The following is an 18,377-nucleotide window of genomic DNA, read 5'->3' as shown; positions in this document are numbered from 1 at the left end:
CCGCATCTGTCCCGAAGTTTAGAGATAGAGAATTTCCACCGTCGCAGTCGCAGAAAATGGCCCGACTTTAATCTCGCCGAGAGGAACCAGCTCAGCGCTGAGTAACACTTCGTGCTGTGTATCTAACGCGGTGAAATCCGCTAAAAAGAACGGTTTGGCCAATGGAATCTGACTATTGGTTGCCAGATCGGTTAGTTTGATACCAAAGCCACTGTCTGCGCTGGGTAGCAGATAGTCGCCATAAGCATTGGGAGTCGTGATATAGCCGTTGATTTTAATCGGTGTTTTACAGCCGCTTTTATCCAGAACCAGTGAAAAAAACTGTTTCGGTACCGCCGGTGAAAAACCGGAGGGAGTCTTCTGCACCGTGCCGAAATCGACGACGCCGGGGGAAGGTGTGATGGTTACATCCACGGTACAATCGGTTGCGGTTATGAGACTTAAATCGGTAATAACATAGGTAAAGTTGGCGCGAGCGTTATTTAGGCCGTATTTGCCGTCCAGCTGGTACAGGGCATAGGTGCTATCCGGCGTTGGTGAGAACGGGTCCAGCCCACGTTTGCGGATAATCGGCTGAAAGGTGACGGCAAAGGTGACATCAGGACACTGTGCCAGCGGAATTCCTGCTTTACAGGCCGGTATCACGCTACCGGTATTGATTCCAGCACCGTTGCCACCGCCCTGCGGCCACTGGTCAGTGCCGTTAAAACGCATCCCGAATTCAATTCCCCAGTTCAATGGATTGGTGTTTCTCGGATTGACGTAGAAGTAAATGTTCTCCATTTCGCGAATATTGTTATCGCGATAACAGCGAGCGGAAATACTCCGGGTGGGGCCGCGCCAAATCACGCTGTAATCGGGGAGAGTGGTGGGCACTTTGACCGTTGAGCCGATACTTTCGGTCAGGATTAAACCGCTGCCATCGGTGCGAACGCAGGCCAAGGCCCAAACTGCGGGTGACAGAAAGGCCAAAGCCATGCCCAGGCATAAAAGAGAGGCTAAACGTCGCATTATGACCTCTGCTTATCGTTACTGGAGCATTCAGAAGCTGAACAATCGTAGGCGGTATCCTGCTGGCCACCATAATCATTCATATGAGATATATAAATCCGGCCGTTAACAGGATGGTTTGTGGGTACTACGATGCTTTCTCCCGGCGATAACATTTTTGGTTCAAATACCAGCGGGGACTTTCCGGCTCCTATGGCGATGGCCACCAAGGTGACATGCAGCGGCGTCGTATTTTTAATGGTTAGCTGCTTACCTTGGGTGGTGATGGCCAGTTTGGCGGCATTATTTTCCCCACGCGGAGGAATAACGGCGGTAGGCCGGTAAAATAATTTGATTTTAGAATGCAGGGCAATTTGCAATGCGTTCGGTTTATCAGTTTTCGGCGGTATTTCGCGAATATTTAAATAAAAAACTGATTCTCGATCTTTAGGGATCGCGTTATCCGGTAGGAGAGTGACACGAACGACGTTGCGATCGCCGGGTTCCACTCGTTGTAGCGGAGGTAATGCTAGAAAAGGCGAAGCGATCTTTTTCCCTTCGCTATCTTCGATCCAAGACTGCGCCACATAAGGCAAGGTGCTTTTATTGGTCAACGTGATGCTAATAGACTGCGCGCCTTCCTGATAAATGATCCGTGTGCGATCCAATACCAGAGCCGCCTGAGCGGAGCTGAGTCCACCGCATAACAGCAGCGTCAGAATGGTGATGAAATAGCGATGTAATGTTCTCTTCATATTCAATTCCTAAGCGTCATTTTTAACAAAAGGGTTAGCGGCAACTCATGGGTTGAGGCGTCGTAACGGCATCAGGCAATACCTGTGGCAGGACGAGGGTGCAGCTTTTATCCGACCAGCGAACTTTAAGCTGACTCTCTGGTTTCACGCCGATCAGGTAGGTCAGGCCGTCTTCGCCGACAATGGCGTTAGCTTTACCGGTTTGGGTATTGGTGACTTCGGCCCCGAACGGCACGGAAACACCTTGGTAATCCTTCAGTAATACCAACAGCTTGCTGCCCTGATTCATTTCAAACGGCAGGTAGCCGATGGCACCTTCAGTCAGCACCAGACTGCGGATCGGCGCATGGGCTTCGGCATTCGCGGGGAGGTTATTCATATCGACTCGCGCCTCGAAATTCTCATAGGGAGGATCGCCATCGATAATGGAATAGCCGAATGAATTAGTGTGGTTTTTACCGTTATTAAAGGTCACATCTGAAACACCGTGGGTATCAACCAATAAGCGTGTGTTGCCGGAACTGCCGGAAGAATGTAGCGCGGAGCCGTACAAAGTACTGACCATAGAACCGCTGAGATTAGCGCTAGCAGAATGATAGCTGTCAGACACATAGCTGCCGCTTAATCCCAGCTGGTAGGCATCTGATTTATGCTGATAGAAGCCGCTGACCAGAGCGTTATTTTGCTGGCCGCCGGTAGTTAGCTGGTAATAATCGTCCTTACCTCGGTTTTGTCGCAGAGACACGGTTTGGTCAAAGCGACCGCGGCCAGTTTGCTGGTTATAGCTCACGCGGGTCTGCCCTTCGAGAGGTATGCTGATCCCCAAATAACTCACCAGATCGTTACGATCCTGATCTTTGTTATAAGACAGGGAAATATTGAGAGAGACATTTTTAAACTGCTCAATGTCGAATAGCGTGCTGGCAGAAAGATCGAAACGTTCGCTGGATTTAGCGTTCCAGTACGCATCATGGGTATAAGAAAGATAGGTAGAAAAGCCATCGAACTGTTTAGCCGTAACTACCGAGTAGCGTTGCTTATTATCTCGCTGTAATACCCCGTTGCTGGCATTGGTAAATTCGCTGAGGGAAATGAATTTCTTATCGGAAAAACGATAGCCAAAGAAGCGGATATCGGCATCGAGGCTGTCGAAACGCTTGGCATAGTTAAAACGATAGGAATGACCAATATATTGTTGATGTTCCAAAGTCGCGCGAGCTTGGGTCACATCGAGCGAAACTGCGCCGAATTGATATAAATCTTTACCCAGACCAACGGCGGCAGAGTGGTAATCGTTAGCCAGAATAGTGCCGCCGTAGGCAGACCAGGTGCTGCTGACGCCATAGGAGATTTCACCCATGGTAAAGAATGGGTTTTGTACGTGATTACCGCCGTTGGTCGGTTTACCCATCGCGGTGTTATAGCGAATTTGTCCCTCTCGCGTTAGAAAGGGAACTGAGGCGGTATTTACGGTAAATTGGCTGGTGGAACCGTCTTCTTCTTCAACGCTGACCTGCAGCTCGCCTTGTACTGCGCTGCTCAAATCCTGAATATTGAACGGGCCGGGCGGCACGGTGGTTAAATAAATGGTTCTACCCTGCTGGCTGACGGTTACCTTGGCATTCGTTTTAGCGATACCGGTGATCCGCGGCGCGTAGCCGCGCAGGCTGGGCGGCAGCATACGCTCGTCGCTGGCGAGCTTGATGCCGCTGTAACTGAGCGTGTCGAAAATATCCGAGGTTAAATAGGTTTGCCCCAAAGTGAGCTGCGATTTTATTGAGGGCAACGGACGAAAGGCATGGATGTTATTAAAATCTAAAGATTGATTGCCTTCTTTATTACTGTAATTAGCAAACTGATAGTCGCCACGAAAACGCCAGGCACCTAAATTAGCCCCGGTCGTGCCAAATGCAGAAAGGGAATTAACTCTATCTTCATGTTTATTCTGGCGGATATTTCCGATGATGCGGTAATCCAGCATCAGGCCGGCAATACCGCTATCCCATTGCTCTGGTGGAGTATAGTTTTTGTCATAATATTCCAGTAGGGATTGCGGCACGGTAATTTTCAACTGTCCGTTATTTTTATAATAACGTGCGGTAATACCGGGTAAATCAGTAGGCATTAAGCATGAGTGTTCAGGCAGCGACGAGATATATTCTCGTTTTAAACCAAAAGTGCTAATCAGACTACGAGGCAAACAAGGTTGTGTTTGCGGATGTTTCGCATTTTCGACAAAGTTAATTTCTTGTTGCTTGTAGTAGTTATTATTTACAACTATATCGACGAGATAATTTCCCGGGGCCAATCGATCGGGCGCGGAGAATTGTGAAAGGTCAGCCTGACCCTGTTCACCAATTTTTAAAAATTCAGTATTAAACTCTACGCCAACAGCCTCGAAGGCAAAAAAAGGTACGCAGAGTACCCACTTATAAAAGCTATAAGTTTTCACAATTCTTGCCCTGTATGTTTAGGGGGAATATATTCCCCCTTAATATTAAAGCCGTTGAATATTATTAGAGATAATTAACCGTAAATTGCGCTGTAGAATCTGCGTCACCTGCGGTTACGCCTGCATCAGTGGCTTCATACATGGCCGAAAATTGCAGTCGGTTATCCCCATTGCTCAACATAATAGGTTTAGTGGCGGTGCCTAATGCCAGATATTCATTATTGCCGGCCTGTAGGCGGATACCCACATGAGTTGCTGCACCAGTAACGCCTAACAGTTCGCTATTTTCTTGGTGGCCAGCACCGGTAAAGGTTACGGTGGCATTTTTAGACGTAGTGGTATCGCAGTCGGTCAATACGATATCGAACTTAGCCGCCGTCGAACGGTCGCCTTTTGCCGTAAATAAATGGGAAGGAACCTGACCTAAATTAACGGTTTGATCTAAAGAATTAGAATCAATACCGCAGGCGCCGGTGACGATTTCGCCTTCAAAACGGATGGTCCCAGGGGAACCGGCAGCAGGTGGCGCCGCATGAACAGCCGCAGAGAAAGATGCTGCAATAACAGCAGTTAATAATAACTTTTTCATTATCAAATCCTTGAGATAAAAATGATGTTGTTAAATTCCACATATTACTGGCGTGGGGGAATAAGCAGGCGAAGCCCTGATTTGTTAAATCATGAATTTAATTGCCCGGCTTAATTCTCGGCTTAATATACTGCAAATTTTGTTTTTTACATTATATTCGATCGATGATTGAGCTAATTTGGGATAATTATTTGTCTCTAAAGTAAATATTGAAATATAAGATCGAATTTTGCAAAAAAATAGCCATGAACTAGTGTTAAATAATGAATTTAATAAAATTTTCTTTTGCGTGTTTCTTTAAAATCAATCAATAAATTGTGATTAAGATAATGGAAATGAAATATATCAATGTTAGGACTATTCTCAATCGAGAATTTAAGGTTATTCCTAGTGTTGATTGTATGTACTTCAATAGCTAATTAATAATTTTAAATCATTAATTTTTTGTTTTTTATTCTTCTAATGATTTTTATTAAATCTTAACGGCGGAAGGTCATTCCTGTTATATCTTTCCCTAGCATCCCTTAGCCATTCTTGGGCACCAGATTGTTCCTCCCACCTTATTGATGGCCGTTAGGCGTCGTGCTAATTTAAATGCGGTTTTATTTGCAGCCCGGGACGACCCGGCAAAACCGCTGCTATCTGGGGACGACCCCTCCCATTAGGATGATTACTATGGCTTGGGTTATTCTGGTTATTGCCGGATTATTAGAGATTATTTGGGCTATTGGCTTAAAATATACTCAGGGTTTTACTCGTTTGGCGCCCAGTATTATTACGCTGGCGGCAATGGTTGTGAGCGTGGTGCTATTGGCTCATGCAATGAAAAGCCTGCCTGCGGGAACCGCCTATGCGGTTTGGACGGGAATTGGCGCGGTAGGTACGGCCATTTTAGGTATTGTGCTGCTTGGTGAGTCCGCCAGCGCGGCACGTTTGCTTAGCTTAGGCATGATTGTCGCTGGTATTGTTGGTTTGAAATTAGCTAGTTAAGCTAAACGTTAGCGAATTGATAAATATCAGAATAGAAAAGGGCCGATCTTCGGCCCTTTTTCGATCTCAGTTCTAGCTTATTCCTGCTTCACCCAGATCAGTTTTTCCACTGGGAAACCATAGCCTTTGGCCGTTAATAGCAGTTTTTCACGTACTTCGGCGCTGAGGTTTGGCGTACGGGATAGAATCCACAGATAATCACGGTTAGGCCCGCATACCAGAGCATAACCATAGTTTTCATCTAACTCAAAAATGTTGTAACCGCCATAGAATGGGCCGAAAAAGGAGACTTTTAGCGCCGCCCGATTGGGTTCGCCAATGAAATAACCTTTGCCTTCACTTTCCTGCCAACGCTGTTTTTGTGGGTTATAGCCGCGGTTTATTACTTTTATCCCGCCATCGCCGCGTAGTGAATAATTCGCCGTCACCTGCTCTAAACCTCGCTCAAAGGAGTGATCCAGACGGGCAATCTCATACCAGGTGCCCAGATAGCGAGGTAACTGAAAGTTATCGACAATTTTGACATCTTTTGGCGGCGTTACGCTGCAAGCCACGGAGAGCAGGGCAGACATAAGTACCGTTATTTTTGACCACAGTGGGACAGACATAGCGAGGCATCCTGTTAGTAATAAGTTCTTATTGAAAATAACTCTCATCTATCAGTGATGCAAATTTTGAGGGGGATGACAAGTGGGGCAAAGGGAAGACGGCCCGCGCGGGGCAGGCCGTTTTGTTCAGAATTACAGAGTGAGAACGCCGATAGCAGCGACTACGCTGAGGATGGCTGCCAGACCGTAGAAAACCCATTTGCCGGCTGGCACATGAATTTTCAGGTCATGCATAGCGTGGTGAATACGATGCAGGCCACACCACAGCGGCAGAATAATCATCAGCAGCAAGAATACGCGGCCGATGAAGCTCTGGCTGAAAGCCAAAACCCGCTCGTAACTTAAAGCGTCGCCTGGATATGCGCCGAGGGGGAGCAAAATAGCAACCAGCAGAATAACCGCTGGTGCAATAATGGCTCCCCACATGCCGCCAGCACCAAAAAGACCCCAGAAAATCGGTTCATCGGAGCGCTTAGGAACTTGATTCATCTTATTTCCCTCCGGGTTAGATTAAGGCGACGGCCAAAATGACCGCTGTCGCAACAATAGTCACCACCCAAAGCGATTTAATGATCAGCTCTGGTCCCATTTTGTCGTCTTTTACCACTATATTGGCGGCCTTAGGTGCCAGCTCAAACCAGGTTTTGGTATGAAGCAGCGCGGCCAATAGCGTGATGATATTAATCAATAGCACCAGCGGGTTTTGCAGGAAGCTAACAAATCCTTCCCAGCCTGCCGGGCCACCTTTCAGGGCGAAAACGCCGTAAATCAGGATAATACTGAACCAGACCGCCGGAACGGAGGTGCCTTCACGCAGCATATAGAAGCGGTAAAAACCCAGCTTCTGCCACCAGTTCGGGGCCATGGTGCGGACATAAGGTTTACGTTTAGTTGTCATTGCTGTTTCCCCTCCCTTATTGTGGCTTCAGCATGGCGATCATGAAGTCTTTCGCACTTTCAACTTTGCCCTGCTGAATCGCGGCGGCTGGGTCAACGTGCTTAGGACAAACTTCAGAGCAATAGCCGACGAAGGTACAGCTCCACACGCCGTTGTTACCGTTGAGCTGAGGCATACGCTGTTTCTTGCCGTGATCGCGGGTATCCAGATTGTAACGGTGTGCCAGCGTAATCGCTGCCGGACCGATGAACTCTGGGTTCAGACCGAATTGCGGGCAAGCGGCGTAGCACAGACCACAGTTGATACAGCCGGAGAACTGATGGTATTTCGCCATCTGTGCCGGAGTCTGGCGGGTTGGGCCATCTTTTGGATCTTGTTTATTGCCGATAATGTAAGGCTTGATGGCTTCCAAACTCTCGATAAAGTGAGTCATATCCACGACCAGATCGCGTTCGATCGGGAAGTTGCCTAAGGCTTCGACTTTCATGCCCTCGGTATATTCCCGCAGGAAGGTTTTACAGGCCAATTTAGGTACCCGGTTGACCATCATGCCGCACGAACCGCAGATCGCCATACGGCAAGACCAGCGGTAAGACAGATCTGGCGCCAGATTGTCCTTGATATAACCCAAGGCATCGAGCAATGAAGTTTGCTCATCGTAAGGCACTTCGAAAGTGTCGAAGTGAGGCTCGCTATCCTGTTCAGGGTTGTAGCGCATGATCTCCATTTTCAGGACTTTCATATCAGCCATTCGCCTGCTCCTTATCCTTTTTATCTTGTGCCGTCTTCTTATCTTGCGCGGTGGCTTCGGCGCCGTAGACACGTTTAGCCGGTGCCAGTTTGGTAATTTTCACATCGCTATACTCGAGGCGCGGCGTGCCGCCCGGTGTGTGGAAGGCCAGAGTATGTTTGAGGAAGTTGACGTCATCGCGTTCGGTACAGCCTTCATCCAGACGCTGGTGGGCACCGCGAGACTCTTTACGGTTAAGTGCAGAGTGCGCCATACATTCAGCTACATCCAGACCGTAGCCCAGTTCGATGGTGTACAGCAGGTCGGTATTGAATACGCTGGAGTTATCGGTGATTTTCACGCGTTTAAAGCGCTCTTTCAGCTCGGCCAGCTTATCGACGGTTTTTTGCATGAGTTCTGGCGTACGGTAGATACCACAGCCTTCTTCCATGGAAAGACCCATTTCATCGCGGATTTTAGCCCAGTTTTCCGTTCCTTCCTGTTTCATCAGGTTGGCCAGGCGAGCCTCTACGTCGCGGGTTTGCGCATCCAGCGCGTTGCCGTTCGCCGGGCCACTTTCCATGGCGCGCTGTGCGGCTTGTTCACCGGCTACGCGGCCAAAGACCACCAGTTCGGCCAGTGAGTTAGAGCCAAGGCGGTTTGCACCATGCAGGCCAACGGAAGAACATTCACCGACGGCAAATAGCCCTTTAATACGGGTTTCACACTGCTGATTGGTTTCGATGCCACCCATGGTGTAATGTGCGGTTGGACGTACTGGGATTGGATCTTTTACCGGATCGACACCCACATAGGCTTTGGCCAACTCGCAGATGAACGGCAGGCGTTCCAGCAGTTTTTTCTCACCCAGATGACGTAAATCCAGATAAACCACATCGCCACGCGGTGTCGCAATGGTGCGGCCAGCGCGCCATTCGTGCCAGAAAGCCTGAGAAACTTTATCTCGCGGCCCCAACTCCATATATTTGTTTTCTGGTTTACCCAACGGAGTTTCTGGCCCCATGCCGTAGTCCTGTAGATAGCGGTAGCCATCTTTATTCACCAGGATACCGCCTTCGCCACGACAGCCTTCGGTCATCAGGATGCCTGAGCCAGGCAAGCCGGTTGGGTGATATTGTACAAATTCCATATCCCGCAGCGGAACACCGTGGTGGAAAGCCATGCCCATGCCATCACCGGTGACGATGCCGCCGTTGGTGTTATAGCGATAGACACGTCCGGCACCGCCAGTCGCCATGATAACGGCATTGGCGCGAATCTGGATTTTGGTGCCTTCCATCATATTCAGCGCAACAACGCCGCGCGCTTGTCCATCATCCACCAAAATATCGAGAACAAAATGTTCATCAAAGCGTTGGATTTGTGGATATTTCAGGGAAGTTTGGAACAGAGTATGCAGCATATGGAAGCCGGTTTTATCGGCGGCAAACCAGGTGCGTTCAATCTTCATACCGCCAAAGCGGCGCACGTTTACAGAACCGTCGGGTTTACGGCTCCACGGGCATCCCCAGATTTCCAGCTGCGCCATTTCTTCCGGGCAACTGTGAACAAAGTGGTCAACGACATCCTGTTCACAGAGCCAGTCGCCGCCGGCAACCGTATCGTTGAAATGGTAGTCGAAAGAATCGTGGTCCTGAGTGACTGCGGCTGATCCCCCTTCGGCGGCCACGGTGTGGCTACGCATTGGGTAAACTTTCGAGATAAGAGCAATCTTCAGTTGGGGGTTGGCTTCCGCTGCGGCTATTGCTGCACGTAAACCAGCGCCCCCGGCCCCGATAATGGCAAGGTCGGCGTTAAAGGTTTGCACTGCGCTTCTCCATTGTTCAAGTGAAATTCTTATACCCTTGGTACCTGAGGCTGCGGTGGGTTAACTGTACTTTCTCAACCGAATCAAAAACCTGAATCAGTTGATCGGGATCGGTTTGCCAGTTGCCTACCTGTAACTTCAATGACCTCGGCTATATAAAAGGAATGTCTATTCTTAATATGGTTTTTAATATTATTGCCTTGCTAATCAATTACCCGATGCAAGGGGGAACTCATTAAGAATAGCAATTTCTTACTATTTGTATGGGAATGAGTATACCTAATCATAAGTAGTAGAAATTTGATGTGATCGATTGTTTTGTTTTATTTGAACCTCTGCGCGCGGGCTAACTGGCAGAAACGTGATCGCAGACAGGATCTGCTGTTGATAAGGATTTTTGACGACGCGTTATGCTGAATTCGTGGCATAAATAGGCAATCTTTGTCGCAAATTTGTTTGCCTGATAGGATGCGAGTAGACTGCATCCCCTGTTTGATTTCGGAGTTAACCACCATGAGCGAAACGGCAAGCTGGCAGCCAAGTGCACCCATCGCCAATTTGTTGAAACGCGCAGCAATAATGGCAGAAATACGACGGTTCTTTGCCGATCGCGGCGTATTGGAAGTTGAAACGCCAGCCATGAGCCAAGCGACAGTGACAGATATCCACCTGTCTCCTTTTGAAACCCGGTTTGTTGGCCCGGGTGCTGCCGATGGCATGACGCTGTACATGATGACCAGTCCGGAATATCACATGAAGCGCCTACTGGCGGCTGGCAGCGGCTCCATTTATCAATTGGGTCGTAGTTTCCGCAATGAAGAGGCCGGTCGTCACCATAATCCCGAGTTCACCATGCTCGAGTGGTATCGTCCTCATTATGATATGTATCGCTTAATGAATGAGGTCGACGACCTGCTACAGCAGATCCTGGATTGTAGCAGCGCAGAAACGCTGTCTTATCAGCAGGCTTTCCTGCGTCATTTGGATGTCGATCCACTGTCAGCGGACAAAACCCAGCTGCGGGAAGCGGCGGCGAAGCTGGATTTGAGCAATATCGCCGATACGGAAGATGACCGCGACACGCTATTACAGCTGCTGTTCACCGTTGGTGTAGAACCGCATATTGGCCGTGAAAAACCGGCCTTTGTGTATCATTTCCCTGCTTCTCAAGCGTCACTAGCTGAAATCAGTACCGAAGACCATCGGGTAGCCGAGCGTTTCGAGGTCTACTTCAAAGGTATGGAGTTAGCCAACGGTTTCCGCGAGCTGACCGAAGCCAACGAGCAGTTGAAACGCTTCGAGCAGGATAATCGTCGACGCGCCGTTCTGGGATTGCCGCAAAATCCAATCGATGTCAATCTGATCGCAGCGTTACAGCACGGTATGCCCGATTGCTCCGGTGTTGCGCTGGGTGTCGATCGTTTGGTGATGCTGGCGCTGGGAGCGGAGCGATTGAGCGAGGTTATGGCGTTCCCGGTCGATCGCGCCTGATTACCCTTCGTCCTTGACGCTGCAGCGGTGTTGGCTGCGTTCACTCCCCCGAATCACTGACGGGTGTCAGCTCATCGGGATGAGTTCGCTGGCTGCCTTGCTGCAACGGCAATGACTGTGGGTAATGTCGTGGAATTCTTGACGCTGCAGCGGTGTTGGCTGCGTTCACTCCCCCGAATCACTGACGGGTGTCAGCTCATCGGGATGAGTTCGCTGGCTGCCTTGCTGCAACGGCAATGACGGTGGTTAATGTCGTGGAATTCTTGACGCGCAGCGGTGTTGGCTGCGTTCACTCCCCCGAATCACTGACGGGTGTCGGCTCATCGGGATGAGTTCGCTGGCTGCCTTGCTGCAACGGCAATGACTGTGGGTAATGTCGTGGAATTCTTGACGCTGCAGCGGTGTTGGCTGCGTTCACTCCCCCGAATCACTGACGGGTGTCAGCTCATCGGGATGAGTTCGCTGGCTGCCTTGCTGCAACGGCAATGACTGTGGTTAATGTCGTGGAATTCTTGACGCGCAGCGGTGTTGGCTGCGTTCACTCACCGCAATGATAAATTGGTGTAAGTTCGCTGAGATTGTCCGATTGTAAAAATGGCCCGATTCCGCAAAGAATCAGGCCATTTTTTTACCCCAAAATCAGGCTAATGAATCACTACAGGCTGCCCGGCGTGCGGGTATTATTGCGAGTTGGCGTGTTCACGCTGCGGCCAGCGCGCCCCAGCGTTTCCATTCGAACCTGGAACGGTGGGAACGGCAGAACAATACCATGCTCGCGGAAGCCTTCCAGAATCAGTTGATGTATTTCGTGGCGCATTGGCAAGCGATGAAGCATTTCGGCGGCATAGATACGCAACTCGAAAATCTGAATGCCTTGCTGTAGATCCATCAGGAATGCTTCTGGCCCAGGGTTATCCAAGACCATGGAACAACGTCTGGCGGCGGTAAGCAGCAGTTCGGTCACTTCTTCGCTATTGGCTTCGGCCGGAGCCGGTACTGTTAAGACCACGCGAGTAATAGGATCGGACAGTGACCAGTTAATGAACTGCTCGGTGATAAAGGCCTTATTCGGCACGATAATCTCTTTGCGATCCCAGTCGGAAATGGTGGTGGCGCGGGTATTGATTTTGGTTACGCTACCGGTTAAATCGCGAATAGTTACGGTATCGCCAATACGAATCGGTTTTTCAAATAGAATGATCAGCCCAGAGACGAAGTTGGCAAAAATTTCCTGTAAGCCAAAACCTAACCCTAAACCGAGAGCGGCGACCAGCCATTGAAATTTCGCCCATTCAATCCCCAGTAGTGAAAAGCCTAATAGGCCACCGAACAAAATCACCAGATATTTAGTTATTGTCGAAATGGCATAACCGGTGCCGGGCGTCAGGTCCAGATGCTGTAATAGCGCCAGTTCCAGCAGGGCAGGCAGGTTCCGCACTAACTGAGTCGTCACGATTATGACCAGAATGGCGATGATCAGCGATCCCATAGTGATCGGCTGGATGGATTCGACGCCGTTGATAGTCGAAGAAACATCCCATAGGCGAATATTTTCCAGGAAACCAAAGGCTGAATGGATCTCTGACCACAGGAAGATCACTGAAACCAGCGCGATCATAGTGAGTATGGAACGAACCAGACGCAGCGATTGAGCGCTGATCACGTCCAGATCAATAACCGGCTCATCAACATCGACCGACCCCTCGGAACTATTCGTATGCGGCGTATCTTCTTCACCTCTGGCACGCTGCGCCAGGATATCGGCCCGACGCTGTTTAGCACGGTCAAAGGCAATACGGCGGCGCTGAATCAGCATCCAGCGGCGAATAATATGGTAAATCACCAGCAGGAAGAACCAGATGGCGACGGAGGTTTCCAGACGAGCCAGCAGCGCCTGAGACGTGGTGAGATACCCCATCAGCGAGGCCAGCGCGGCAATCAGCGGAGCGGAAAGCAGCAGCCCCCACAGCGCCTGATTGATCTTATTCTCTCCCGAACCTTTTTTATCCAGATACAGCGGAATACCGGCACGTTTCAGACTGTTGGTGACCAGACTTAGTGCGATACACAACAGGACAAAGCACAGTCGGCCTAATGTGCCGGCGAATTCGCGGTCGTTATAATTCTCGAAGGTTATCAACGCCATCATCAACGGAATAATCAGCCATACCGACATACGGTAAAAGCGCATCGCACGCGCGACCTGATCTGGCGCCCAGCGGAAATGGGTGATAAACAGGCCGTGAGGATGAGCAAAAGCGGCGCTGATCATAAACACCCACAGTACCGGAACCGTGGCGGTCACTGCGTTGCCAATGGCAATCGCCATCGGGTAGGACCACGCGTTTTGCAACCCGTAACCCAGCGCCGCCCAGAGCACAGGAAGCGGCAAGGCCACCAGAATCGACCAGAAAACGGTGCGCAGCGTTAATGAAAACTGATCTTGCGTAACTTTGCCGACCCGGCTGCTGGCTCGCTCCAAAAACGCATGATAATGGCGACGGGAGCTGACGCTAAAGCTGACAAACAGCAGCGCGGCGATAATCGGAATCAGCGTTTCCTGACTGGTCATCATCATCACAAAGGCACCGCTGAGCTGGGATAAGGTATCCAGCGAAAGCAGGCGCGTCAGGTCACGAGCGACATCGATCGGATAAGACAAGGAAATTGGGCTAACGTCCGCAACCCAAAACAGATAGCGGTGGGTCGCCTCGCGGATTTCATTCAGGGCATCAACCAATTGACTATTGGCGACTTTCAGCTTGGTCAGTTCGAGAATCTGCGTGTCATAGCCAGAAAGCAGTGAATTTAGCAGTTCTCGCTGGGTGCGTAGCTGAGCGTCCATAATGCGTTGTTGCTGAACCGTCAGCGGCGTACCGTCGTCCTGCGTCGCTTTGGTTCCTTTTTGCTGCTGCTCCAGCATCCCTTCATAGGTCAGACGCTGAACTCGAAGCTGAGCCATATCTCTATCTAACTGTTGAGATTTTGGCATTTCAGGCAAGCGGGCTACGTGCGCTCGTAGGGTTTCCCCCAGTGCAGTAGAAATACCCAGCCATTGCGCCTGTTCGCGAATGGTGCTGAGAGTCTGCCGAACTCGCAGAGTGTCTGCCGCCGCCTGACGTTGTTGAGAGGAAATCAGGTCCATGCGCTGAGCCTGACTGTTCAGCGCGCGGGATAAATCTCGGTTGGTTTCTAGCTGCTGGCTGATGGAGGCCGGCAGATCGCCACCTTGTTCCGCCAGTAATTCGGTGCGTTCCAGCGCTCTTTCCGCTTCAAGCTGGCGCTGATTATTCAAATTGTTACGCAATGTCTGCAATAAGGTGTCTGTCCGCTCATGGTTCTTTTTATATACTTCGGCGCGCATGCGGGACAATTCTTGCCGGTTATTGGCAGAAAGCTGAGAAAGCTCCAGCTCATTCACTTTGGCTTTACGAGCCGTAACTTCCGCCTGTAATAGTGCAAATTGCGCCTGCGCCAGCGGAGAGGTTGGTGAGTTTTGAGATTGCAGACGCGTCGTGGCTTCACCTAGTAGGCGGCGGGCATCTGATTGTTGTTGAGGAAGTTGCCCCAGAGAGTCGCTAATTTCCCGCAAACGATCCTGTTCTTGCTGCATTTGACGGGAAAGTTCCAGCAGTTGGCTGCTGGTTTGCAGGATTTGCTGCTCCATCTCATTGGTCGATAAATTGGTTGGCACCGGCAGCGGTTTTTCGCTATCCGGCGTCAACTGTTGACGTAACTCTCTGGTTAATTTGGGGAAATCATCAATGACTTTCTGGTATTGCTGTGCCCGTTCGTCGGACTCTTTCGCATCATTAAGCCAGTTGATAGCACCTTGCAGCGCCTGAACAATTTCCGCCTGGTTGGCGGCGCCTTTATTCGCCTCAGCCTGCTTCAGCTCTTGTCTGAGCTGAGCCTCATTAGGCTGAGTTGCCGCATAAAGCGGCAGAGAGAGAAAAATACCAAGCAGGAATGTGGTTATCAGGCGCACGTTATGCTTCCTTAAATCAAGTTACGCCATAAAGCGTTAGGTTAGCACGGAGGCGTCGGTGGAACGGCTTCTGCCAGTAGCTCACCCATACGGGTGACGGAGCCACTGTTTAGCTGCGGAGCCAGATACACTTTGCCTGATGCAAATAGGTTAATAACCGTTGAGCCCAGCTTGAAGCGACCCATTTCCTGCCCTTTCTCCAATGCAATCGCCCCTTCTTCACCGGCCTGCGGGTAGGTCCAGCGGCGGATAACCCCTTCGCGGGTTGGATTGGTTGTTCCTGCCCAAACGGTTTCAATGCTACCGACAATGGTGGCACCGACCAGAATCTGCGCCATCGGGCCAAAAGCGGTATCAAAGATACAGATCACGCGTTCGTTACGGGCAAACAGGTTAGGGACATTGGCTGCGGTCAGCGGATTGACGGAGAATAAATCCCCAGGTACATAGATCATTTCACGTAGTACGCCGTCACAAGGCATATGCACTCGGTGATAATCGCGCGGCGCTAAATACGTGGTGATAAAGGTGCCGTTCTTGAATTCTTCAGCCAACAGGTAGTTACCGGCCAGTAAAGCTTCCAGCGTGTAATTGTGGCCTTTTGCCTGCAAGATTTGGTCTTCGCGGATAGCGCCAAGCTGACTGACGGCGCCGTCAGCAGGCTGTGCCAGCGCATTGTCTTCCGCCACCACAGGGCGTGCATCCGGGCGTAACGGACGAACGAAAAATTCGTTGAAAGTGGCATAAGCGGTGAATTCTGGGTTCTGCGCTTCTTTCATATCTACGTTATAGAAACGGGCAAAGCCTTTAATAACCAGTTGAGTCAACCAGCCGCCTTTTTTGTCTGCACCCCAGCCAGCCAGGCGCGTAAGTCCTTGCTTCGGAAGTAAATATTGCAGTCTGATTTTGATGCTATCCAGCACGAGAACCTCTTGGATTAGGCATTAGCCATTAGATAAAAGGGGCGCATTGTAACGTTCGGCGCCCGCAATGTCAGTTATTCAGAATCTGAAAGCGGTTTGCGTGGTTTGACTTGTTCCATGCTTTCCAGAATTCGATGGTAGTTATCGAAACGCTCTTCGGCAATATCACCGCGCTCCACCGCTTCGCGCAGGGCGCAGCCGGGATCGGTGGTATGGCTGCAATCTCGGAATTTGCAATGACCAATGTAGTTGCGGAATTCGACAAACCCTTGCGTGATTTGTTCCGGTGCTAAATGCCACAGGCCAAATTCGCGCACTCCAGGTGAATCGATCACATCGCCGCCGTGCTGGAAATGATACAAGCGCGCGGCGGTGGTGGTGTGTTGTCCTAAACCTGAGTTATCGGAAACTGCGTTGACCAAAATTTGCGTATCGCTTGGTGGTAACAGGGCGTTCAGCAGGCTGGATTTACCCACGCCGGATTGGCCGGCGAAAATGCTGATACGGCCAGCCAGCGCCTGTTCAAAGGCTGCCATCCCTTCGCGAGTCTGGCTAGACACTTCCAGTACCTTGTAATCGATACGGCGATAGATATCCATCATGCCATCGACGAATTTGCGGCCTTCGGCATCCAACAGATCGACTTTATTCAGTACGATCAGCGGCTCTACGTCCAGCGTTTCACAGGCCACCAGATAGCGATCGATAATATTGAGTGAGAGTTCCGGCAAAATGGCCGAGACGATCACGATTTGATCGATGTTAGCGGCGATCGGCTTCACGCCGTCGTAAATATCAGGACGGGTTAAAACCGAAGTACGTTCATGTACCGCTTCAACAATACCTTTAACTCGAACACCTTCCTGCTGAATACCCGGTCGCCAAACGACACGGTCACCGGTTACCAAAGAGGTAATGGTGCGACGGATATTACAACGGTGTTGGGTGCCATCAGTGGCTTCAACGTCGGCGTGCTGACCGAAACGGCTGATTACGATACCTTCTTGCGCATCGCCAAGCTGAGAGTCATCTAACTCAGGTTTTCTATCAGTGCGTAGCCGGCGCTGATGGTTAGCCTGCACGCGGCGTTGTTGACCTTTGGACAGTTTATTCTTGCTCACTGCGCCTCACTTGAATCTGCATTTATCGCTCGTTGCGACTAAAAGAACTATGATACACATAATTTTATCATTTAACCGTTTGTTCGGTTGATCCCCCCGATGAATAGGCAGGAAATATCATGGCAGGAAATGAAAATAATCTGATCTGGATTGATCTGGAAATGACCGGTCTCGATCCAGAGCGGGATCGGATTATTGAGATCGCAACGTTGGTAACGGATGCCAATCTTAATATTCTGGCAGAAGGCCCGGTTTTGGCGGTGCATCAGTCTGATGAGCAACTGGCGCTAATGGATGAGTGGAATGTGCGTACTCATACCGGTAGTGGTCTGGTTGAGCGGGTAAAAGCCAGCCCATTCAACGACCATGATGCAGAAATGCAGACCATTGCTTTCCTCGAACAATGGGTGCCGGCCGGCAAATCGCCTATCTGCGGTAACAGCGTGGGTCAGGATCGCCGCTTCCTGTTCCGCTATATGCCTGCGCTGGAAGCTTATTTCCACTATCGCTATCTGGACGTCAGCACATTGAAAGAGCTGGCTCGCCGTTGGAAACCGGAAATCCTGCCGGGCTTTAAAAAGCAAAATACGCACCAGGCGCTGGACGATATTCGTGAATCTGTGGCGGAACTGGCTTATTACCGCGAACATTTTATCCAGCTTTAGTCTTTAATAGATAAAATCTGGTTTAAACACGGCAGAATCTTGTTCTCAGTACTATGATTCTGTCGTGCAAATCACGGGTTTTAAGCGCTTAGCCGATTTATTCAACACCCGTCGCTGGCAAAAAGTACATATTGTTGATTTAATCGACACTTGAACAAAAAAATGATTTTTTTGCTTTCAGGGGCTTGCAGCAAAACGGAATTCTCGTATAATGCGCACCCCGTACCGATGAAGATTTTCGCCAGTTAGCGAGATCGAATTTAGTACGTAGAGCGGGAATAGCTCAGTTGGTAGAGCACGACCTTGCCAAGGTCGGGGTCGCGAGTTCGAGTCTCGTTTCCCGCTCCAA

The 18,377-nt window shown here is 50.1% G+C and carries 15 protein-coding genes and 1 tRNA gene; 4 read left to right on the top strand and 12 right to left on the bottom strand.

Annotated elements, in window-relative coordinates:
• Positions 1-18 precede the first annotated feature (18 nt).
• The 4 genes from DBA33_RS17040 to DBA33_RS17025 form a co-directional block, all read right to left on the bottom strand.
• Positions 19-1,011 (bottom strand): fimbrial protein, encoded by a 993-nt coding sequence (locus DBA33_RS17040; protein WP_205582785.1) that lies wholly within the window; start codon positions 1,009-1,011, stop codon positions 19-21.
• On the bottom strand, positions 1,011-1,745 hold the full coding sequence (locus DBA33_RS17035) for a molecular chaperone (RefSeq protein WP_064514687.1): 735 nt from the start codon (positions 1,743-1,745) through the stop codon (positions 1,011-1,013). The genes DBA33_RS17040 and DBA33_RS17035 overlap by 1 nt, the downstream gene beginning before the upstream one ends.
• Before the next feature lie 34 nt (positions 1,746-1,779).
• Positions 1,780-4,197 (bottom strand): fimbria/pilus outer membrane usher protein, encoded by a 2,418-nt coding sequence (locus DBA33_RS17030; protein WP_120806867.1) that lies wholly within the window; start codon positions 4,195-4,197, stop codon positions 1,780-1,782.
• Positions 4,198-4,261: 64 nt separating this feature from the next.
• On the bottom strand, positions 4,262-4,786 hold the full coding sequence (locus DBA33_RS17025) for a fimbrial protein (RefSeq protein ID WP_064514685.1): 525 nt from the start codon (positions 4,784-4,786) through the stop codon (positions 4,262-4,264).
• 675 nt (positions 4,787-5,461) lie between these two features.
• Here DBA33_RS17025 and sugE point away from each other — a divergent pair.
• Entirely contained in the window at positions 5,462-5,776 is a 315-nt protein-coding gene (sugE, locus tag DBA33_RS17020) for a quaternary ammonium compound efflux SMR transporter SugE (protein WP_064514683.1), read from the top strand.
• A 77-nt stretch (positions 5,777-5,853) separates the two neighbouring features.
• Here the strand turns inward: sugE and blc are convergent, their stop codons facing one another.
• From blc to frdA, 5 genes are all read right to left on the bottom strand, one after another.
• Entirely contained in the window at positions 5,854-6,384 is a 531-nt protein-coding gene (blc, locus tag DBA33_RS17015) for an outer membrane lipoprotein Blc (RefSeq protein WP_064514681.1), read from the bottom strand.
• A gap of 132 nt (positions 6,385-6,516) precedes the next feature.
• Positions 6,517-6,873, bottom strand: coding sequence for a fumarate reductase subunit FrdD (frdD, locus tag DBA33_RS17010; protein ID WP_064514679.1), 357 nt, complete (start codon positions 6,871-6,873; stop codon positions 6,517-6,519).
• Between the two features lie 16 nt (positions 6,874-6,889).
• Positions 6,890-7,282, bottom strand: coding sequence for a fumarate reductase subunit FrdC (gene frdC / locus DBA33_RS17005; RefSeq protein WP_120806866.1), 393 nt, complete (start codon positions 7,280-7,282; stop codon positions 6,890-6,892).
• A gap of 16 nt (positions 7,283-7,298) precedes the next feature.
• Positions 7,299-8,033: a succinate dehydrogenase/fumarate reductase iron-sulfur subunit gene (locus tag DBA33_RS17000; RefSeq protein WP_064514675.1), complete on the bottom strand. Its 735-nt coding sequence runs from the start codon at positions 8,031-8,033 to the stop codon at positions 7,299-7,301.
• Complete coding sequence (gene frdA, locus DBA33_RS16995; protein WP_064514673.1) at positions 8,026-9,840, bottom strand: fumarate reductase (quinol) flavoprotein subunit; 1,815 nt, start codon at positions 9,838-9,840, stop codon at positions 8,026-8,028. The genes DBA33_RS17000 and frdA overlap by 8 nt, the downstream gene beginning before the upstream one ends.
• A gap of 513 nt (positions 9,841-10,353) precedes the next feature.
• Between frdA and epmA the strand changes: the two genes are divergently transcribed.
• Positions 10,354-11,331 carry an elongation factor P--(R)-beta-lysine ligase gene (epmA, locus tag DBA33_RS16990; RefSeq protein WP_120806865.1) on the top strand — a complete coding sequence of 326 codons (978 nt, stop codon included), beginning with the start codon at positions 10,354-10,356 and terminating at the stop codon, positions 11,329-11,331.
• Positions 11,332-11,986: 655 nt separating this feature from the next.
• Here epmA and mscM read toward each other — a convergent pair.
• From mscM to rsgA, 3 genes are all read right to left on the bottom strand, one after another.
• Positions 11,987-15,319: a miniconductance mechanosensitive channel MscM gene (mscM, locus tag DBA33_RS16985; RefSeq protein WP_064516021.1), complete on the bottom strand. Its 3,333-nt coding sequence runs from the start codon at positions 15,317-15,319 to the stop codon at positions 11,987-11,989.
• A gap of 41 nt (positions 15,320-15,360) precedes the next feature.
• Positions 15,361-16,242: an archaetidylserine decarboxylase gene (gene asd / locus DBA33_RS16980; RefSeq protein ID WP_120806864.1), complete on the bottom strand. Its 882-nt coding sequence runs from the start codon at positions 16,240-16,242 to the stop codon at positions 15,361-15,363.
• Between the two features lie 74 nt (positions 16,243-16,316).
• Positions 16,317-17,363 (bottom strand): small ribosomal subunit biogenesis GTPase RsgA, encoded by a 1,047-nt coding sequence (gene rsgA / locus DBA33_RS16975; RefSeq protein ID WP_064516025.1) that lies wholly within the window; start codon positions 17,361-17,363, stop codon positions 16,317-16,319.
• Positions 17,364-17,482: 119 nt separating this feature from the next.
• On the opposite strand from rsgA, the gene orn reads away from it, so the two are divergent.
• Together orn and DBA33_RS16965 are read left to right on the top strand one after the other, a co-directional pair.
• Positions 17,483-18,028, top strand: a complete 546-nt coding sequence (orn, locus tag DBA33_RS16970; protein WP_064516027.1) for an oligoribonuclease — start codon at positions 17,483-17,485, stop codon at positions 18,026-18,028.
• A 272-nt stretch (positions 18,029-18,300) separates the two neighbouring features.
• A tRNA-Gly gene (locus DBA33_RS16965) sits at positions 18,301-18,376 on the top strand.
• The last annotated feature ends 1 nt before the right edge of the window (position 18,377 follow it).

It is taken from the genome of Yersinia sp. IP36721 (genome assembly GCF_003634395.1).
Taxonomy (GTDB): Bacteria; Pseudomonadota; Gammaproteobacteria; order Enterobacterales; family Enterobacteriaceae; genus Yersinia; species Yersinia entomophaga.
This window is presented reverse-complemented; position numbering and strand designations above follow the sequence as displayed.

Coding starts and splice junctions, on each gene's coding strand:
- DBA33_RS17040 (WP_205582785.1), bottom strand. CDS start 1,011: ATGCGACGTTTAGCCTCTCTTTTATGCCTGGGCATGGCTTTGGCCTTT.
- DBA33_RS17035 (WP_064514687.1), bottom strand. CDS start 1,745: ATGAAGAGAACATTACATCGCTATTTCATCACCATTCTGACGCTGCTG.
- DBA33_RS17025 (WP_064514685.1), bottom strand. CDS start 4,786: ATGAAAAAGTTATTATTAACTGCTGTTATTGCAGCATCTTTCTCTGCG.
- sugE (WP_064514683.1), top strand. CDS start 5,462: ATGGCTTGGGTTATTCTGGTTATTGCCGGATTATTAGAGATTATTTGG.
- blc (WP_064514681.1), bottom strand. CDS start 6,384: ATGTCTGTCCCACTGTGGTCAAAAATAACGGTACTTATGTCTGCCCTG.
- frdD (WP_064514679.1), bottom strand. CDS start 6,873: ATGAATCAAGTTCCTAAGCGCTCCGATGAACCGATTTTCTGGGGTCTT.
- frdC (WP_120806866.1), bottom strand. CDS start 7,282: ATGACAACTAAACGTAAACCTTATGTCCGCACCATGGCCCCGAACTGG.
- DBA33_RS17000 (WP_064514675.1), bottom strand. CDS start 8,033: ATGGCTGATATGAAAGTCCTGAAAATGGAGATCATGCGCTACAACCCT.
- epmA (WP_120806865.1), top strand. CDS start 10,354: ATGAGCGAAACGGCAAGCTGGCAGCCAAGTGCACCCATCGCCAATTTG.
- orn (WP_064516027.1), top strand. CDS start 17,483: ATGGCAGGAAATGAAAATAATCTGATCTGGATTGATCTGGAAATGACC.